The 16,182-nt window shown below is 65.2% G+C and carries 17 protein-coding genes; 3 read left to right on the top strand and 14 right to left on the bottom strand.

The window, feature by feature from the left end; genetic code table 11:
- The first annotated feature begins 73 nt into the window (after window positions 1–73).
- Window positions 74–418 (top strand): hypothetical protein, encoded by a 345-nt coding sequence (locus ACZ45O_RS10940; protein WP_464852941.1) that lies wholly within the window; start codon window positions 74–76, stop codon window positions 416–418.
- Between the two features lie 8 nt (window positions 419–426).
- On the opposite strand, the gene ACZ45O_RS10945 is transcribed toward ACZ45O_RS10940, so the two are convergent.
- Window positions 427–741 carry a hypothetical protein gene (locus ACZ45O_RS10945; protein ID WP_464852943.1) on the bottom strand — a complete coding sequence of 105 codons (315 nt, stop codon included), beginning with the start codon at window positions 739–741 and terminating at the stop codon, window positions 427–429.
- Window positions 742–755: 14 nt separating this feature from the next.
- Entirely contained in the window at window positions 756–1,970 is a 1,215-nt protein-coding gene (locus ACZ45O_RS10950; RefSeq protein ID WP_464852945.1) for a methyl-accepting chemotaxis protein, read from the bottom strand.
- A gap of 150 nt (window positions 1,971–2,120) precedes the next feature.
- Here ACZ45O_RS10950 and ACZ45O_RS10955 point away from each other — a divergent pair, with 150 nt between their 5' ends.
- Complete coding sequence (locus ACZ45O_RS10955) at window positions 2,121–3,323, top strand: alanyl-tRNA editing protein (RefSeq protein WP_464852947.1); 1,203 nt, start codon at window positions 2,121–2,123, stop codon at window positions 3,321–3,323.
- A 142-nt stretch (window positions 3,324–3,465) separates the two neighbouring features.
- Here the strand turns inward: ACZ45O_RS10955 and ACZ45O_RS10960 are convergent, their stop codons facing one another.
- The 12 genes from ACZ45O_RS10960 to ACZ45O_RS11015 form a co-directional block, all read right to left on the bottom strand.
- On the bottom strand, window positions 3,466–4,992 hold the full coding sequence (locus ACZ45O_RS10960; RefSeq protein ID WP_464852948.1) for an NADH-quinone oxidoreductase subunit N: 1,527 nt from the start codon (window positions 4,990–4,992) through the stop codon (window positions 3,466–3,468).
- Between the two features lies 1 nt (window position 4,993).
- Entirely contained in the window at window positions 4,994–6,517 is a 1,524-nt protein-coding gene (locus ACZ45O_RS10965) for a complex I subunit 4 family protein (protein ID WP_464852949.1), read from the bottom strand.
- Between the two features lie 13 nt (window positions 6,518–6,530).
- Window positions 6,531–8,582, bottom strand: a complete 2,052-nt coding sequence (nuoL, locus tag ACZ45O_RS10970) for an NADH-quinone oxidoreductase subunit L (protein ID WP_464852950.1) — start codon at window positions 8,580–8,582, stop codon at window positions 6,531–6,533.
- A 13-nt stretch (window positions 8,583–8,595) separates the two neighbouring features.
- A complete protein-coding gene (gene nuoK, locus ACZ45O_RS10975) occupies window positions 8,596–8,919 on the bottom strand; it encodes an NADH-quinone oxidoreductase subunit NuoK (protein ID WP_464852951.1) in 324 nt (107 codons plus the stop codon).
- Complete coding sequence (locus tag ACZ45O_RS10980; protein WP_464852952.1) at window positions 8,919–9,449, bottom strand: NADH-quinone oxidoreductase subunit J; 531 nt, start codon at window positions 9,447–9,449, stop codon at window positions 8,919–8,921. Before ACZ45O_RS10980 ends, nuoK begins: the two co-directional genes overlap by 1 nt.
- Window positions 9,446–10,204 (bottom strand): NuoI/complex I 23 kDa subunit family protein, encoded by a 759-nt coding sequence (locus ACZ45O_RS10985; protein WP_464852953.1) that lies wholly within the window; start codon window positions 10,202–10,204, stop codon window positions 9,446–9,448. Before ACZ45O_RS10985 ends, ACZ45O_RS10980 begins: the two co-directional genes overlap by 4 nt.
- An 18-nt stretch (window positions 10,205–10,222) precedes the next feature.
- Window positions 10,223–11,404 (bottom strand): NADH-quinone oxidoreductase subunit NuoH, encoded by a 1,182-nt coding sequence (gene nuoH, locus ACZ45O_RS10990; RefSeq protein WP_464857720.1) that lies wholly within the window; start codon window positions 11,402–11,404, stop codon window positions 10,223–10,225.
- Window positions 11,405–11,406: 2 nt separating this feature from the next.
- Window positions 11,407–12,558, bottom strand: coding sequence for an NADH-quinone oxidoreductase subunit D (locus tag ACZ45O_RS10995; RefSeq protein ID WP_464852954.1), 1,152 nt, complete (start codon window positions 12,556–12,558; stop codon window positions 11,407–11,409).
- Between the two features lie 14 nt (window positions 12,559–12,572).
- Window positions 12,573–13,043 (bottom strand): NADH-quinone oxidoreductase subunit C, encoded by a 471-nt coding sequence (locus ACZ45O_RS11000; protein ID WP_464852955.1) that lies wholly within the window; start codon window positions 13,041–13,043, stop codon window positions 12,573–12,575.
- 65 nt (window positions 13,044–13,108) lie between these two features.
- Window positions 13,109–13,468, bottom strand: coding sequence for an NADH-quinone oxidoreductase subunit A (locus ACZ45O_RS11005; protein ID WP_464852956.1), 360 nt, complete (start codon window positions 13,466–13,468; stop codon window positions 13,109–13,111).
- Between the two features lie 104 nt (window positions 13,469–13,572).
- Complete coding sequence (locus tag ACZ45O_RS11010) at window positions 13,573–14,076, bottom strand: NADH-quinone oxidoreductase subunit B (RefSeq protein WP_464857722.1); 504 nt, start codon at window positions 14,074–14,076, stop codon at window positions 13,573–13,575.
- 259 nt (window positions 14,077–14,335) lie between these two features.
- On the bottom strand, window positions 14,336–15,046 hold the full coding sequence (locus ACZ45O_RS11015) for an HAD family hydrolase (RefSeq protein WP_464852957.1): 711 nt from the start codon (window positions 15,044–15,046) through the stop codon (window positions 14,336–14,338).
- A 221-nt stretch (window positions 15,047–15,267) separates the two neighbouring features.
- Here ACZ45O_RS11015 and ACZ45O_RS11020 point away from each other — a divergent pair, with 221 nt between their 5' ends.
- Window positions 15,268–16,155, top strand: a complete 888-nt coding sequence (locus ACZ45O_RS11020) for a tetratricopeptide repeat protein (RefSeq protein ID WP_464852960.1) — start codon at window positions 15,268–15,270, stop codon at window positions 16,153–16,155.
- Window positions 16,156–16,182: the final 27 nt, after the last annotated feature.

Consider the following 16,182-nt stretch of genomic DNA (forward strand, 5'->3'; position numbering starts at 1 on the left):
TCCGCCCGGCCGCTGGACAGCCCCGATGCGGCGGGCTACGATGTTTGCGAAAGCCCGCGAGGAGGTGAGGGGCATGCTGCCCGCCCTGCTGCTGCACGGAGTGCAGTGGTTCCTGGCGTACCTCTCCCTGGACCTCCTGTTTCGCACAGCCGACGTTCGCCCTGCCTCACTCGCCCGGAGCCGGGTCCGGTACATGCTGCTCTACGGCCTGCAGACTGCAGCCGCGACCCTGCTGATCGGTGCGCTGCAGCTGCGGCTGGTCCAGGCAGCCTCGGCGCCCGGCGGAGGCCCGGCGGCGTCCGCGCCGGGCGCGGTTCTGGCCGTCCTGGGCGTGCTGCCCTGGTGGCTCCTGTGGCGCTTCGGCTGGCGCAAGCAGTTTCCGCACCTTTACCAAAGGCCGCCCCGCGGGCGCGCTTGAGGCCCGACTCACACGGTCGGGCCCCCGTATCCGCTCTCGCCGATGATGAAGGTGTTCCGGTAGTAGTAGTCGCGCCCGTCGTCCTCCTCGACCTCCAGCTGCCTGCCGTCATAGCGGAGCTTCGTGGTGCCGGTGGGCGTAGTGGTGTGCCATTCGCCTGTTGCCTGCAGATAGTCGAAGGCGTCGGCGGCCAGGCTGACCAGCTCCTCCTCGTCCGCGTGGCGGCAGGACGGGGCAAAGGTGAGCACCTGCCAGATCTGGTCGAAGAGGGGATAGTCCTCCGGGTCCCGGTTCAGGCTGCTGTAGAGCTGCTTCAGGTCCAAACGGCTCTCTCCTCTCAGCGCCGCTTTTCCGGTAGTATACCCAGATTTTGCTGTACGCCTGCGACCAGCGCGTCGGCCCGCTGTTCGGCTTCCCGGATGGCGCGTGAGAACCAGTCTGCCTCGGCGAGCTCGCCCGCGGTGCCAGTATTCTGGTGAGCGAGGCGCGTCGCCTCTTCCACCGCCTTCACCAGCTCCGCCATCTCGCCGGCCGTGGCCTCTGCCTGCTCGCCGAAACCCTCCACCGTCAGGGTCAGCCCCTCGAACGACTGGAGGACCTGCACGATCGCCTCGCGGGTCGACTCCACCGTGGAGGCGCCCCGGTTCACCTCGTCCTGCGACTCCTGCATGGCCGTCATCGCCGCGGCAGTGCCGACCTGAATCTTGGCCACCAGCTCCTGGATCTGCCGTGTGGCGTTCCTGGAGCGGTCGGCCAGAGCACGCACCTCAGAGGCCACCACGGCAAAGCCGCGCCCGGCCTCGCCGGCCCTGGCCGCCTCAATGGCCGCATTGAGGGAGAGCAGGTTGGTCTGGTCGGCCACGTCCTGAATCAGCTTCACGATATCGCCGATCTCGCCGGACTGCCCGTCCAGATCCCGCAGCGCCCGGGCAGAAGCGTCCGTGGCCGCCCGAATGCCCTCCATTCCCTCACCGATCTGGCCCAGGGCCCGCTGCACCTCTTCCGCCGCCTGCCTGTGGCGCGCCGCCTCCTCCCGGGCCGCGCGGGCCGCCGAGGTCATCTGCTCGAACACCGTGACCACCTGGTGGGCCAGTCCCCTGGTGCGGTCCAGGTCGTCCAGCTGGTCGCGTGAGGCCTGGTGCAGCTGCTGGAGCAGGTCGTTGACCCGGCCGGTGAGGCGGTAGATCTCGTGCACCGCCTCCTGGGTGCGCCGCGCCTCGGTCACCAGGTACTCGCAGGCGCGGGCCAGGTCCGGCTGCGCAGACTCGCCCTCCTCCGCGGCGGCGTCTGCCCCGACGCGGGTGTCTGCCGAAGCGGCTTCGCCCGCCCCACGGTCTGCTTCCGCCTCGGCATCGGCGGACGCCGCAACCGGTGCGTCCGTCCGGGCCGGAGTCATCGCGGCCGCCGTGCGCCGCACCCACAGCCCGCCCAGCACGGAGGCGATCAGTGCGGCGGCCAGCAGGGAATAGAGGCCGAAGGGTGTGTTGCTGAGAAACGCTGCTGCCACGATGCCGCCGGTGACCAGGCTGCTGGCCCAGGCCCGCCAGAACACACGAACCCCTCCTCATATAATGCCGTTGATATTGCGCGAGATGAATGTTTATTGATTCAGCACGGTGCAGGGATGTTCCTGCACCCACTCTTGTTTCATCTGTTGTGTTAAAATGGTGCCGGATCAGTGAGATCTGAAGGGTGATGCCTGGTGCGCACGGTAAAGCTGTTTCAGGCAGATGCATACCGCACTGAGTTCGAAGGACGCGTCGTCTCCTGTACACCCGTCGGTGACGCCTGGGCAGTGGTACTGAACCAGACCTGTTTCTACCCCGCGTCGGGAGGACAGCCAAGCGACGCCGGGACGCTGGGCGGAGCGCCCGTGCTGGATGTGCGCGCAGAGCCGGACGGCGCCATCGTCCACGTGGTGGGCGCGCCGATCTCCGGCACCGTTGTCGGCCAGGTGGACTGGAACCGCCGGCTCGACCACATGGAGCAGCACACCGGCCAGCACCTCCTCTCCGCCGCCTTCATGCACCTGTTCGAGGCGGAGACCATCAGCTGGCACCTGGGAGCCGAGGCAAGCACGGTGGATGTGTCCATGGACAGCCTGAGCGCAGATCAGGCGGAGGAGCTGGAGCTGACCTGCAACCAGATGATCCGCTCCGGGCTGCCGGTTCACGCCCACCTGGTCGCGCCGGAGGATGTGCAGCGGTATCCCCTGCGCAAGCCGCCGACCGTGGAAGGACCCATCCGCATCATCGAGATCGAGGGCTACGACTGGTCCCCCTGCGGCGGCACGCACGTGCGGAACATCGGAGAGCTCGGCCTCATCAAGATCAAGAACTGGGAGAGGTACAAGCGCGGCGTGCGGGTCACCTTCCTGGCCGGCCAGCGGGCGCTGCGCGACTATCTCGCGCTGGACCGGATGACCCGCGAGCTGAGTCGCCGCCTCTCCATCGGGGTGGCCGATCTGCCCCGGTGGACCGACCGCACGCAGGAGGAGCTGAACAGCCTGCGGAAGCGGGTCCGGACCCAGCAGGAGGCCCTGCTGACCGAGGAAGCCGAGCGGTTGCTGGCCGACGCCCGCCGGGTCGGCCCGGCCCGGGTGGTCCGCCAGAGCTTCGGCGGCCGGCCGGTGGACGAGCTCAGGCTGCTCGCGGCCAAGGTCGCGGCGGCGCCGGGCTGCGTGGCCGTGTTCGGCACCCGCGGCGCCCTGCCGCAGCTCATCCTGCACCGTGCCACCGATCTGCGCCTGGACGTGGGCCAGATCCTGAAGGAGGTCCTGCCTATCCTCGACGGCAAGGGCGGCGGCTCGCCCATCCAGGCCCAGGGCGGCGGCAGCCGGCCCGACCGGCTGGAGGAGGCGCTGGATGCGGCCGTGGCGCGCATCGCTGAGGCGTTGCGGCAGTAGTTGATTGCGCCTCGACCGGCAGCTTGCTGACATGTGGCCGCAGTTTGCCGGGGCCCAGCCTCCGCTCCGGGGGCGGCCCACAGCGCCAACGACGTCAAGAGGGGCCGGGAGCACACGCTCCCGGCCCCTCTTGCACCTCGATCTACTGCAGCAGCGCGGCCGACTGGGCGGTCCACTGCACGAACGGGTTGGCGAAGATGGTGAACGCCACGACGCCGATCAGGGAGAGCACCACGGTGGCGGAGATGCCGCTGCTGCGCTGCAGGGACGGGTAATCGGACGGGTCGAGGAACATGACCTTGACCACCCGGTAGTAGTAGCCGACAGAGATGACGGAGTTGACCGCCATGAGCACCGCCAGCCACAGGTAGCCCGCCGCGGACGCGGCCCGGAACAGGAAGACCTTGCCCAGGAAGCCCACCGTCGGCGGGATGCCGATCAGCGAGACGAAGAACAGCAGCATGGCCCACGCGTACAGGGGGTTCCGCTTGGCCAGGCCGGCGTAGTTCTCCACGTCCACCCAGCCGCCCTCCTGGTCCATGTGGGTGAGGACGGCGAAGATGCCGAGGTTGGTCACGGCGTAGGCCATCACGTAGAAGAGCACCGAGGAGATGCCTTCTGCCGTCTGCAGCCCCGAAGCCGCCACGCCCACGAGGATGTAGCCGGCCTGGGCGATGGAGGAGTACGCCATCATCCGCTTGATGTTCGTCTGCTGCAGGGCCACCAGGTTGCCGATGGTCATGGAGAGCGCCGCGGCCGCGGCCCACATCAGGGTCCACTTGTCGGTGAACGGGGCCACGCCCAGCCCGCCCACGAAGACCCGCAGGATGGCGGCCATGGCGGCGCCCTTGGGGCCGGCCGAGAAGAAGGCCGTCACCGGGGTCGGCGCGCCCTCGTACACGTCGGGCGCCCACAGGTGCATCGGCACCGCCGCCACCTTGAAGGCAAAGCCCACGATCATGAAGGCCATTCCCGCCACCAGGAGGGGCGTCAGCGCCGGACCGGCCGCCGCCACCACGTGGCTGCCGCCGGCGAGGGCGGCCGCGATCTCGGGCAGACGGGTCGTGCCCGTCGCGCCGAAGATCAGCGAAAGGCCGAAGAGCAGCACTGCGGACGCGACGGCGCCGGTGAGGAAGTACTTCAGACCCGCCTCGTTGGACCTGGCGTCCTTGCGGAGGACGCCCGCCAGCACATACGAGGAGATCGACGTGAGCTCGAGCCCGATGTAGATGGTCAGCAGATCGCGAGAGGAGACCATGAACATCATGCCCAGCGTGGTGGCCAGGATGATCTCATAGAACTCCATGTGCGCCCCGCGCAGGAACTTCGCGACGTAGTCGGTCGACAGCAAGATGATCAGGGCGGCTATGCCCAGCAGCACCCCGTTCATGAAGAACGTGAAGCCGTCGGCGATGATCATATCGCCCCAGAACTCCAGCGGCTGCCCGCCGGCGATGGCCGCCTGAATCTTCGGGTCGCTGGCGGTGTACCAGATGGAGAGCATCGCCAGCACCACGCCGGCCAGCGTCACCCAGACCAGGCTCCGCTTTTCCTTGAAGTAGACGTCGAGGACGATGACGACCAGGAGGGTTGCGGTGATGATCAGGTGCGGAAGAATGGCCACGTAACTCGGGTTGACGAGCTGGCTCCAACTGAGGACACCCGGCAACCTACATCCCTCCCAGCCCCATCACCTGCGTCAGCACTTCAACAGAGCTCCTGAGAACCTCCATGACCGGCCTGGGATAGACGCCGAAGAACACGATGAGCACGGCCAGCGGGGCGAAGATGATCTTCTCCTTCAGGGTGATGTCCGCCAGGCCGCTGTACTCAGGCTTGGCCTCACCCAGCAGCACATTCCGCATGGTGACCAGGTGCCAGGCGGCGGTGATGACCATGCCAAGACCGGCCACCAGCACCCACAGGCCAAACGCCGGGTAGGAGCCGGTGAGCGAGATGAACTCGCCGATGAAGCCGGCCAGGCCCGGGAGCCCCAGGTTGGCGAACGCGACGAAGGCGGTGGCGAAGGAGATGACGGGAACCGTCAGGAACATGCCGCCCAGCTTGGTGAGGTCACGGGTGTGCGTGCGCTCGTAGAACATGCCGACGGCGAAGAAGAACAGGGGCGAGATCAGCCCGTGGGCAATGGTGACGAAGTACCCGCCCTGCAGGGCCACCTGCGCCAGCTCGGGGCTCTGGGGAGCCAGCTTGCTGGCGGCGGCCAGGGCCATGATGAAGAAGCCCATGTGGTTGACCGACGAGTAGGCCACCTGCTTCTTGAAGTCCTTCTGGGCCATGGCGGCCAGGGCCGCGTAGAGAATGCCGATGACGCCGAAGACGAAGATGAGGTTGGCGTACTGCTCCGCCACCTGCGGCAGCAGCGGGTGGCTGATGCGCACCATGGCGTAGGAGCCCAGCTTCAGCAGGATGCCGGCCAGCAGCATCGAGATCGGCGTGGGCGCCTCGACGTGGGCGTCAGGCAGCCAGGTGTGGAACGGGAACATCGGCACCTTCACCGCGAAGCCGATCAGCAGGGCGAAGAACGCAAACGTGGTGAGCGGGGTGATCGGCAGCAGGGTGGTCTCGGCGGCCATCTGCAGCAGGTTGAACGTGCCGACGCCGGTGACGACGTACAGGTAGATGGCGCCGACCAGCATGATGGTCGAACCGATCAGGGTGTAGAGGAAGAACTTGATCGCCGCGTACTCGCGCCGCTCGCCGCCCCAGATGCCGATCAGGAAGTACATCGGCAGCAGGACGATCTCCCAGAACACGTAGAACAGCATGAAGTCCAGCGTGGCGAAAACGCCGTTGGTGCCGGTAGCCAGGATGAGGAGCAGGATCAGGTAGTCCTTCACCCGATCGTTGATGTACTTGTAGGAGGCCAGAACAGCGAGTGGAAAGAGCAGCGTGGAGAGCAGGATCATGGTGAAGCCGAAGCCGTCGACGCCCAGCGTGTAGTGAACGCCGATGGCCTCAATCCACGGCACATGGGTAACGAAGCGCATACCTTCGGCGTAGGGGGCCGTGGAGACCTCCGCGGTGGGCCACTGCGCGGCAAGCACCAGGGCCAGCGCGAACGGAATGAGGGTACCGATTCCCGCGAGCCAGTACAGGAGCCGCTCCTGAGTCTTCGGCACAAAAAGCATCACGAGGGCGAAGACCAGGGGTACAAAGATGATGAGCGACAGCATCCCCGACAGCCTCCTATCTAATCACCTGGACGAGGACCACACTGGCCACCAGCATCACCAGGAACGTAAACATGTACTGCTGCACGTACCCGGTGGAGAGCCGGCGGAAGAAGGCGCCCAAGCCGCGGGCGATGTCAGCCCACATGGTCACCAGCGCGTCCACGACATGCTTGTCGAACCAGGCTGCAGCTTCCGACGCGTACACAGAGATGGTTCCCGTCAGATTGACCAGGCCATCCACGACATTGATGTCGAACCAGTTGACCGCGCGGGACACCGCCTGCGTGGTCCTGATCGCCACCAAGTCATAGAACTCATCGACATAATACTTGTTCCGGATCAAAGTGTAAACCGGCTTCAGACGAGCAATCCAGGAAGCGCGGGTCTCCGGACGGACCACCGCGTACATGTACCAGCCCAGGAAGATGCCGAGCAGCCCTGCGGCCGTGGCCATTCCGGTGATCATGACCTCGGTGCTGAAGTCAACGTGGTGGTCCAGCCCCGGCAGGTGCAGGAAGTTCTGGATGAAGACCATCCAGTCTGCGCTCGGGGCGAAGTGGTGGAAGAGCGGCGTGCCCAGCCAGCCGAAGAGCGCGGCCGGCACCGCCAGGATCACCAGCGGAATCGTCATCGCCCGCGGCGACTCGTGGGCCTGCTCGTAGAGCTCAGCATCCCGGGGCTGCCCGAAGAACGCCAGGTAGGTGGCCCGGGTCATGTAGTAGGCGGTGAGGAACGCCGTCGTCAGGGCCATGATGAACGGCAGCTTCAGGGCCCATGCGGGCACGGCGGGGTTGGACCACACCCAGGCGTCGGCCAGCAGCCCGTCCTTGGAGAAGAAGCCGGAGAAGCCCGGTACGCCGGCCAGCGCCGCGTAGCCCACCATCCAGGTCCAGAAGGTGATGGGGATCTTCTTGCGCAGGCCGCCCATCTTGTGCAGCAGCTGGTTGTGATGATGGGCGTGGATCACCGAGCCCGCCGCCAGGAAGAGCAGCGCCTTGAAGAAGGCGTGGGTCAGCAGGTGGAAGTTGCCGGACGTCCAGCCGCCCAGGCCGATCGCCATGATCATGTAGCCCAGCTGGGAGATGGTGGAGTACGCGAGGACCTCCTTGATGTCCCAGCGGAGCGTGGCAATGGAGGCGGCAAAGAGCGACGTGAAGGCGCCGACGAAGGCCACCACCGCCAGCACCCAGGCGGGCACGTTGCCGTAGATCATGAAGGCGCGGCCCACCAGGTAGACGCCTGCGGCGACCATCGTCGCGGCGTGGATGATGGCGGAGCCCGGCGTGGGGCCGGCCATCGCGTCGGGCAGCCAGGTGTGCAGCGGGAACTGCGCCGACTTGCCGATGGCGCCGGTGAAGATCAGGAACGCGCCCAGGGCCAGAAGGCCGGCCATGGCCGGATCCTGCACCAGCGCCGGCACCTTCTCCGCCAGGCCCGCCCAGGTCAGGTCGCGGGCGGCGAAGAAGACGATGAAGATACCGACCATCATGCCGATATCGCCGACGCGGGTCGTGAGGAAGGCCTTGATCTGGCCGTAGCGGGGCCAGGCCTGCTCATACCAGTGACCGATCAGCAGGTAGGAGCAGAGGCCCATGATCTCCCAGGCCACCAGCAGCAGGAAGAGGTTGTCGGCGAGGACCAGCACCAGCATGCCCATGGTGAACAGGTTAAGGGCGCTGTAGAAGCGGGGGATCCGCTTGTCGCCGTGCATGTAGGCGCTGGAGTACAGCTGGACGGCGAAGGAGACCAGGGTGATCATCGGCAGCATGAGGGCCGTCAGGTTGTCAACCTGGAAGCCCATGTGCATCTCGTAGGGCCCGAAGTCGGCCCAGTGGAACGAGGCCTTCCAGGCCGGCACCGTGTTGAACATCACGTCGCCGGCGGCAGACGGCTGCGCGATCACCGCTGCAAGGACGCCCACCGACCACAGGAACGTGATCAGCATGCCGATGGTGCCCGGGATCCAGGCCCGGTCGCGCAGAACGCCGGCGAACATGGCGATCAGTGCGGAGACGGCCAGGGGGAGCGCAGCGATGACCCAGGCTGTGTTCAGAAAGAAGTCCACGCTGTCAACCCTCCTAACCCTTCAACAGTGTCGCCTTGTCGACCTCGACAACGCCGCGGTTGCGCACCATCGAGAGGATGATGGCGAGGCCGACCGACGCCTCCGCAGCCGCCACGGTCATCACGAAGAGCGTGAGAATGGGTGCGCGGGCTGCCGTCTCCGGATTGGTCTGCCAGTAGTAGCGGCTGAAGGTGATGAGGTTCAGATTGACCCCGTTCAGCATGATCTCGATGAACATCAGGATCCGGACGGCGTTCTTCTGGGTCAGTGCGCCCCACAGGCCCAGGCCGAACAGGAGGGCGCCGAGACCGAGTGGATAGTAAATTGGCAGCTCCACTACGACTCCGCCTCCTTCGCCGTCAGGATGATGGCGCCGATCATGGCGATCAGCAGCAGAACCGAAGCGATCTCAAACGGAATCACGTACGTCGTGAACAGGTCCGTTCCGATCGCCCTGACCGTGATCACCTGCCGCTCGCCGCCGCCGGCCGGCAGGTTGGCGGCGTAGTACAGGTACAGCATGAAGGCGGCGAAGACGGCGCCTACCACCAGCACGGCGGGGTTGGAGCGCCACAGCTTCACCCGCTCCTTCTGCTGCTGCTTGATGTCACGCAGCCCTGAAAGCATGATGGCGAAGATGATCATCGTCGTGATGGCGCCGGCGTAGACCAGCACCTGAATGGCGGCGATGAACTCCGCCTGCATCAGCAGGAAGATGCCGGCCACGGCTGTGAACGAGAGTGCCATGAACAGAGCGGCGTGCGTGATGAGCGGTGTGGTAACCATGCGGTAGGTCGAGACCAGGGTGACCACCGCCAGGATGATGAAGGTCCAGAACTGGCCGCTCATGAGCAGATCTGTTGTCACGGCTGCCCGGCCTCCTCCCTGTCTGTGCTGCCCGCTTGCGCTGCCGGAGCGGCTGCAGGCTTGGCCTCAGCCGCAGGCTTGGCAGCCGGCTCGGGTTCAACGGTCGCAGCCGTCTCATCCTCTGCCTGCTTCTGCTGGAACTGCGGCTTCAGCTCGGGCTCATAGCCCTTCGGCAGGGGCGGGCGCCCCAGGTATCCCCTGACGTCCTGAATATCGTCTTCCGTGGCGTTGGTCAGGCCGTGGAACACCCATGGCGGCGTCTCAGAGCGCTTGGCCTTGGGGCCGGGCTCCTCGGCACTGGAGTACTTCAGCCCGAGCCGCAGGAGATCCTCGAACTCGAAGACGAGGTTCTCGGGATCGACCTTGCAGAGCTCGTAGTCGTAGCCCATCACCAGGGAGTCAAACGGACACGCCTCCACGCAGAAGTTGCACAGCATGCAGCGTGACATGTCGATGGCGAACCGGTCGCAGACCTTCTTTCTGGTCTCCGGATCCTGGTGCCACTCGATCGTAATCACGTTAACCGGGCAGGCCTGCGCACACTGCATGCAGGACGTGCACTTGTACTCGCCGGTGCGCAGGTCGGTCTTCAGCACCGGTATGCCCCGGAACCAGGGCGGCACCTCGTCCCGCTGGTCGGGGTAGAACACGGTGATGGCCGGGCGGAACATCATCTCCCGGAATGTGATCTTCAATCCGGTGGCGATGGACTTCCCGGTGCGCCAGGCCTCCCCGACGAAGTTGGTAACGCCCATGCAGGTCACACCTCCCTACTAGAGCCACCAGCCCAGGAGCCGCATGGTGAAGGATCCGATGGAGATCGGCAGGCCGTCGAAGGTGACGGCAACATACCGGAGCGTTCCCGTCAGGAAGATGTTGAACAGCGAGACCGGCAGCAGGAACTTCCAGCCGAGGTCCATGAGCTGGTCGATGCGCACCCGGGGCAGGGTCCACCGGATCCACATCGCCAGGAAGATGAAGAAGTAGGTCTTCAGGACCAGCCAGAAGACGCCGGCGATCCAGTTCAGCACGGTGCTGCCCATGATCGACATGCCCCAGTCGGCGACGGCGGTGCCCACCGGGTTGACGAACGCGCCGAAGCCGTTGAGCACGTTGCCGAGACCGGCCGCCACCTGGCCCAGGGTCGGGCCGCTCCAGCCGCCCAGGAAGAGCGTCGCGGCGATGGCCGACCAGGCCGCGAGGTGGATGTACTCGGCCAGCATGAACATGGCCCAGCGCATACCCGAGTACTCGGTGTGGTGACCGGCGACGAGCTCCTGCTCGGCCTCCGCCAGGTCGAACGGGGCGCGGTTCAGCTCCGCCAGCGAGGCGATCAGGTAGACGATGAAGCCGATCGCCTGCGGGAAGAGGAACCAGCCCAGGAAGCCCCGCTCCTGCTGCGCCAGGACGATGTCCGACAGCCGCAGCGAGCCGGCCATCATGACCACGCCGATGAGCGACATGACCATGGTGATCTCGTAAGAGATCAGCTGCGCGGCGCCGCGCATGGCCCCGAGCAGGGAGTACTTGTTGTTGGACCCCCAGCCGGCCATGAACGTGGCGATCACGTCGTAACCGGTGACCGCGGCGATGAAGATGATGCCGATTTCCAGATCGGTGGCGATGAACTTGTCGCCAAAGGGAACAATGAGCCAGACGAGATTGGCGGTGACAAAGCCGATGAATGGCGCGATGAGGTAGAGCCACTTGTCGACGTTGTTGGGGTGAATATACTCCTTGACCCAGAGCTTGATCAGGTCGGCGATCGGCTGAATCCAGCCCCACAGGCCGACCCGCCAGGGCCCGACGCGGTTCTGAATCCAGGCGGAGATCTTGCGCTCGAGCATGAGGCAGATTGCGAAGTTGAGCAGGCCCCACACCAGGATCAGGCTGCCCTTCAGAATGCCGCCGAGCCACACCTGCGCGGTGGGCGGGAGGCTGTTCCACCACTCCATCACTACCGGTCCACCTCCCCGAGCACAACGTCGATGGAGCCCAGGATTGCGATGATGTCGGCGACCTTATGGCCGGGGCACAGGAGGGGCATCAGCTGCAGATGGGTGAACGCCGGCGACCGCCACTTCACCTTGTAGGGGTTGGTGCCGCCGTCCGAGACCACGTAGCACGCGACCTCGCCCCGGGCCCCCTCGATGCGGTGGTAGATCTCGCCCTTCGGGGGCTTCAGGACGCGGGGGACCTTGGCCATGACCGGGCCGGGGTTCTCGGCCAGCCAGGCCAGGCACTGCTTGACGATGCGCGACGACTGGAACATCTCCTCCTGCCGGACCCACCAGCGGTCGAAGCAGTCGCCGTTCTTGCCGACGGGGATGTCGAACTCGAGCCGGTCGTAGATGGAGTACGGCAGGTTCTTGCGCAGATCCCACTTCACGCCCGAGCCCCGCAGCACCGCGCCGGAAGCCGCGTACGCGATGGCCTGTTCGGCCGTGAGCACGCCGATCTTCTGCGTGCGGTACTGGAAGATGCGGTTGCCCGTCACCAGTTCCTTCCACTGCGGGTAGACGTAGGCGTCAAAATAATTGATGAAGCCCCAGATGGTCTTGTCGGCCTTGTCCTCGCCGTCCTGCGGGGTGCCGATGATGCCCTCCGGCAGGTCATTGCGGACGCCGCCGATGCGCAGGTAGTTGTAGAGCATGCGCCCGCCGGTGATGCGCTCGAAGAGGGAGTAGATCTTCTCGCGGTCCCGCCAGCAATACAGGAACGGCGTGACCGCCCCGAGGTCCATCGCCATCGAGCCCAGGGCGAGCAGGTGAGAGGTGATCCGCTGCAGCTCCGCCATCATCACCCGGATGTACTGCGCCCGCTCCGGCACCACGATGGCATCGCCGAACAGTTTCTCGACCGCCTCCACGTAGCACATCTCGTTGAGCAGCGCGGCCAGGTAATCCGTCCGGTCGGTGAACGGAATGACCTGCGGGTAGGTCTTCTGCTCCGAGAGCTTCTCAAAGCAGCGGTGCAGGTAGCCAATGTCGGGCTCGCACCAGGTCACCTGCTCCCCGTCCAGCTTCACCATGAGGCGGAGCACGCCGTGGGTCGAGGGGTGCTGCGGGCCCATGTTGACCAGTAGCTCTTGCGTCCGTTCCACGTTCACACCTCCGCACCGGGCTATTCAGCGAAGCGGTGCCGCACAAGCCGCGGGCGCTTGGGTCGCCGATCGGTGAAGTCCTTCAGCAGCGGGTGGCCGCCCTGCCAGTTGTCGGGAAGCAGGATGCGGCGATGGTTCGGATGCCCGTCAAACCGAATGCCGTACATGTCGTACGTCTCCCGCTCGTGCCAGTTGGCGCCGGGGTACAGGTTGGCGATCGACCAGATGCGCGCGCCCTGCCGGGGCAGGTCGACCTTGATGTGCAGGTTGGGGACCCCCACCTCTTCCGGGTTGATGCGCGCGAGGCTGGTCACGAGGGTCAGGCGATCCTGCCAGTCGATCGCCGTAACGCAGCTACAATAAGTAAAACCCGCGTCATAGCAGGCACGGACCGCCTCCTCGTACCGCTCGGCCGGCACGAGGACCTCCGTGTCGCCATTGACGTGGGTTTCAAACTGGGCTTCCGGAAAACGCTCCTTCAAGAAGTCCAAGCGGACTCACCCCCTGGAGTACTCTAGACGGCGAATGCTGGGCAACGCGAGATCGCGTCCGGACATCAGACCCAGTGCAGCACGCCCTTCTTGTACGCGTAGAAAAGCCCAGTCGCCAAAACCCAGAGGAAGAGGAACATCTCGAGCAGGGCTCCGGCACCGAGCGTGTCAAAGACGAGGGCCCAGGGGTAAAGGAAGATGGCTTCCATATCAAACACAAAAAAGGTGAGTGCGAAGACGTAGTAGCGGATGTTGAAGTTGACCAGTGCATCGTCGAAGGGCAGTTCACCGCACTCGTAGGTCTCGAGCTTTTCACCCTGTTTCGGGTTCCGCGGCGCGAAGAGCGCTACGATGCCGTAATTCATGAAGACGAAGCCGACGGCGACGATGATGACCGCCACCAGGTCCACGTAGGAATAGCTCACCGGGCAATATCCCCTTTCCGAGAGCGACGTCGGAGGCCGCATGGGACCGGCCTCCGGTCAAAGGGCAGGGCAATCCGGCCCTGCCCCTACAGCCGCACAGATCGCTAACCCTTCGTGATCAGGCCGCGCTTGCCGGTCTTGAGCATCTCCTGGATCTCCATGAGTCCCTGCAGCAAGGCCTCCGGCCGGGGCGGGCACCCCGGCACATAAACATCGACCGGCACGACCTTATGCACACCATCGACGACGTTATACGTATCCCAGTACGGACCGCCGTTGGATGCGCAGGCGCCCATGGCAATCACAAATTTAGGCTCCGACATCTGGTCGTAGAGCCGCCTCACAACGACTGCCATCTTCTCGTTCACCGTGCCGGCCACGATCATCACGTCGGCCTGGCGCGGCGACATGCGCATCGCCTCGGAGCCAAAGCGGGCGATATCGTACTTGGAGCTGGAAGCCGCCATCATCTCGATAGCACAACAGGCGATGCCGAAGCCCAGGGGCCAGGTCGAGTTGCCGTAACCCCAGCCCAACACCTTCTTGATGACGTTGGGCAGCTTGCCGGCAATGACGTTCTCGTTGACGACGTCGACCTCCGAGACCACTACCTCGTCGTTGAGCCAATCCAACTCATGGCGGGCCTGGCTCAAGGTGTCACCCCCCCTACTTTGGGAAGAGTCTCTTCGTACTAGGCGACCCCATGCACCATCCGTCACACACTACTGCTCATTATACTGTCAGGTTTCTTTAAGAGTCAACGTGGGCAGGGTGCGAAAGGGCTAGACGCAAGAGCCTTCAGTATGAAAAAGAGTTATAGACCAGATGCAGGGGAGGCATGTTGCCGGGCGGGAGCGCCGCGCTCGGCTACAGCCCGTCAGCCAGGCGCTCCCGGAACGAGGCCAGCGAGCCCGACCGGTCGGGCGGCAGCTTGCGCCCCTCCCGGTCGATCAGGAAGTCCGTGACGAAGAAGACATCGATCCCCACCCGGGCGGCCGCTCCGTCCTCCTGGATGTCGTTGCCGACCATGAGGCACTCCTCAGGCCGCCGCCCGATGCGCGCCAGCACCTCCTCGTAGTACTGGGGCCGGGGCTTGCAGGCGTGCATGTCCTCATAGGCCGTCACCAGCAGCCAGGGCAGGTCGTCCACCTCGATCCAGCGCATGCGCTCCTCGATGGCAAGGCGCGGGAAGAGCGGGTTGGTGGCGAGCACGACCTCGTACCCCTTCTCCAGCGCGGTCTCCACCACCGAGCGGGCGATGCCCGGCAGCCCCGAACACGCCGAGCGCAGCGCAGGGAACCGGGTGCGGTAGAACTCGTCAAACACGGGCATCAAGTCAGCCTCATCCCGTCCCACGGCGGGGAAGAAGGCGCGGGCGAAGACCTCGGCGTTGGTGAGCTGAGGATCGGTGTTGCGGATCATCTCGCCGGTGGCGGCCCACACCTCCTTCACCAACTGCTCCGGGGGTACGATGTGGCCGGCGTACTCGGCCAGCGCCTGAAAGTAGCCCCTGACAAAAGCGTCGGTGTCGATGGGGAGAAGTGTGCCGTCCAGATCAAACAGAATCGTCCTGATCAACAGATCACCCCGTCCATAATGCTTACGTCGTGCAGTATTGGGCATTGCAGGGCCAACTCCCTGCTGCCATTCGCTGCCGCAAGGGCGGTTGTCGAATTCGTGTCGAACGATTCTGTCTAATTCGGCACATATTCCTCTTGCACTCGACGCCCTCAATCGCTAACATAGGGATAGACAGAATGAACTGATGTTTCTGTAAAACGTTCCGGGGGGGAATGCCGTTGCCGCTGTCACGCCTGGGTCGCCTTCTCGAACAGGAACGCTACCGCGAGGCGCAGTTTGAAGGAGAGCGGCTCATCCACGCGGGCACGCTGACGGCCGAGGAGCTCGCGCACGCCTACAAGGGCACCGCGATGGCCAGCTATTTCCGGCGGGAGGTCTACGCCGCCATCAAGCTGGGCGAGTACGCGGTCGCGGTCGCCGAGCGCACGACAAACTGGGAGCTGATCAACAAGTGCCGCTACGACCTCGGCGAGTACTACCTGACCCTCGGCGACTACCCCCGGGCATTTGATCACCTCCTGCAGTGCCTGAACGACCTGCACCGAACGCCGCACCTGGTGGACGTGGAGGCCGGCACGCACCATAAGCTGGCCCTGCTCTTCCGCTATCGCCGGCAGTACGCAGACGCGATCGGCTCGCACCACCTGTCCCTGGACCTGCTCCGGCGGTGCGGCAACTGGCCTCTCCTCATGGAGGCGCTGCGGGGCCTGGTCTACTGCCATCTGGCCCTGGACCAGCCCGACGAGGCCCTCCCTTACCTCCAGCAACTGGAGCACCTCCTGGACGAACACCCCAACGAGCAGATCGCCGCCAGCCTGCTCACCGACTGGGCCTACTACTATCAGAAGATCGGCGACATCCGTCAGTCGATGGCCTTCTGCACCCGGGCGATGGCCCCCGGCCTGCCCGGCCAGGACGAGAACGTCCTCTCCACCGCGTCGGTCATCGCGGGCGAGAACGCCCTGGCCCTGGGGCGTTACGACGAGGCCCAGCTATTCTCTAACCTGGCGATGCAGTACGCTCTGGAGTCCCGGCAGTCGGCACTGATGAACCGCGCGGCGGCGCTCCGGCGAAAGTTATATGAGCTGGGCCAAATCCGCCCCTGAGAGCGACTGCGAGGTTCGGGCAAAGAT

Source organism: Symbiobacterium turbinis (genome assembly GCF_055383075.1).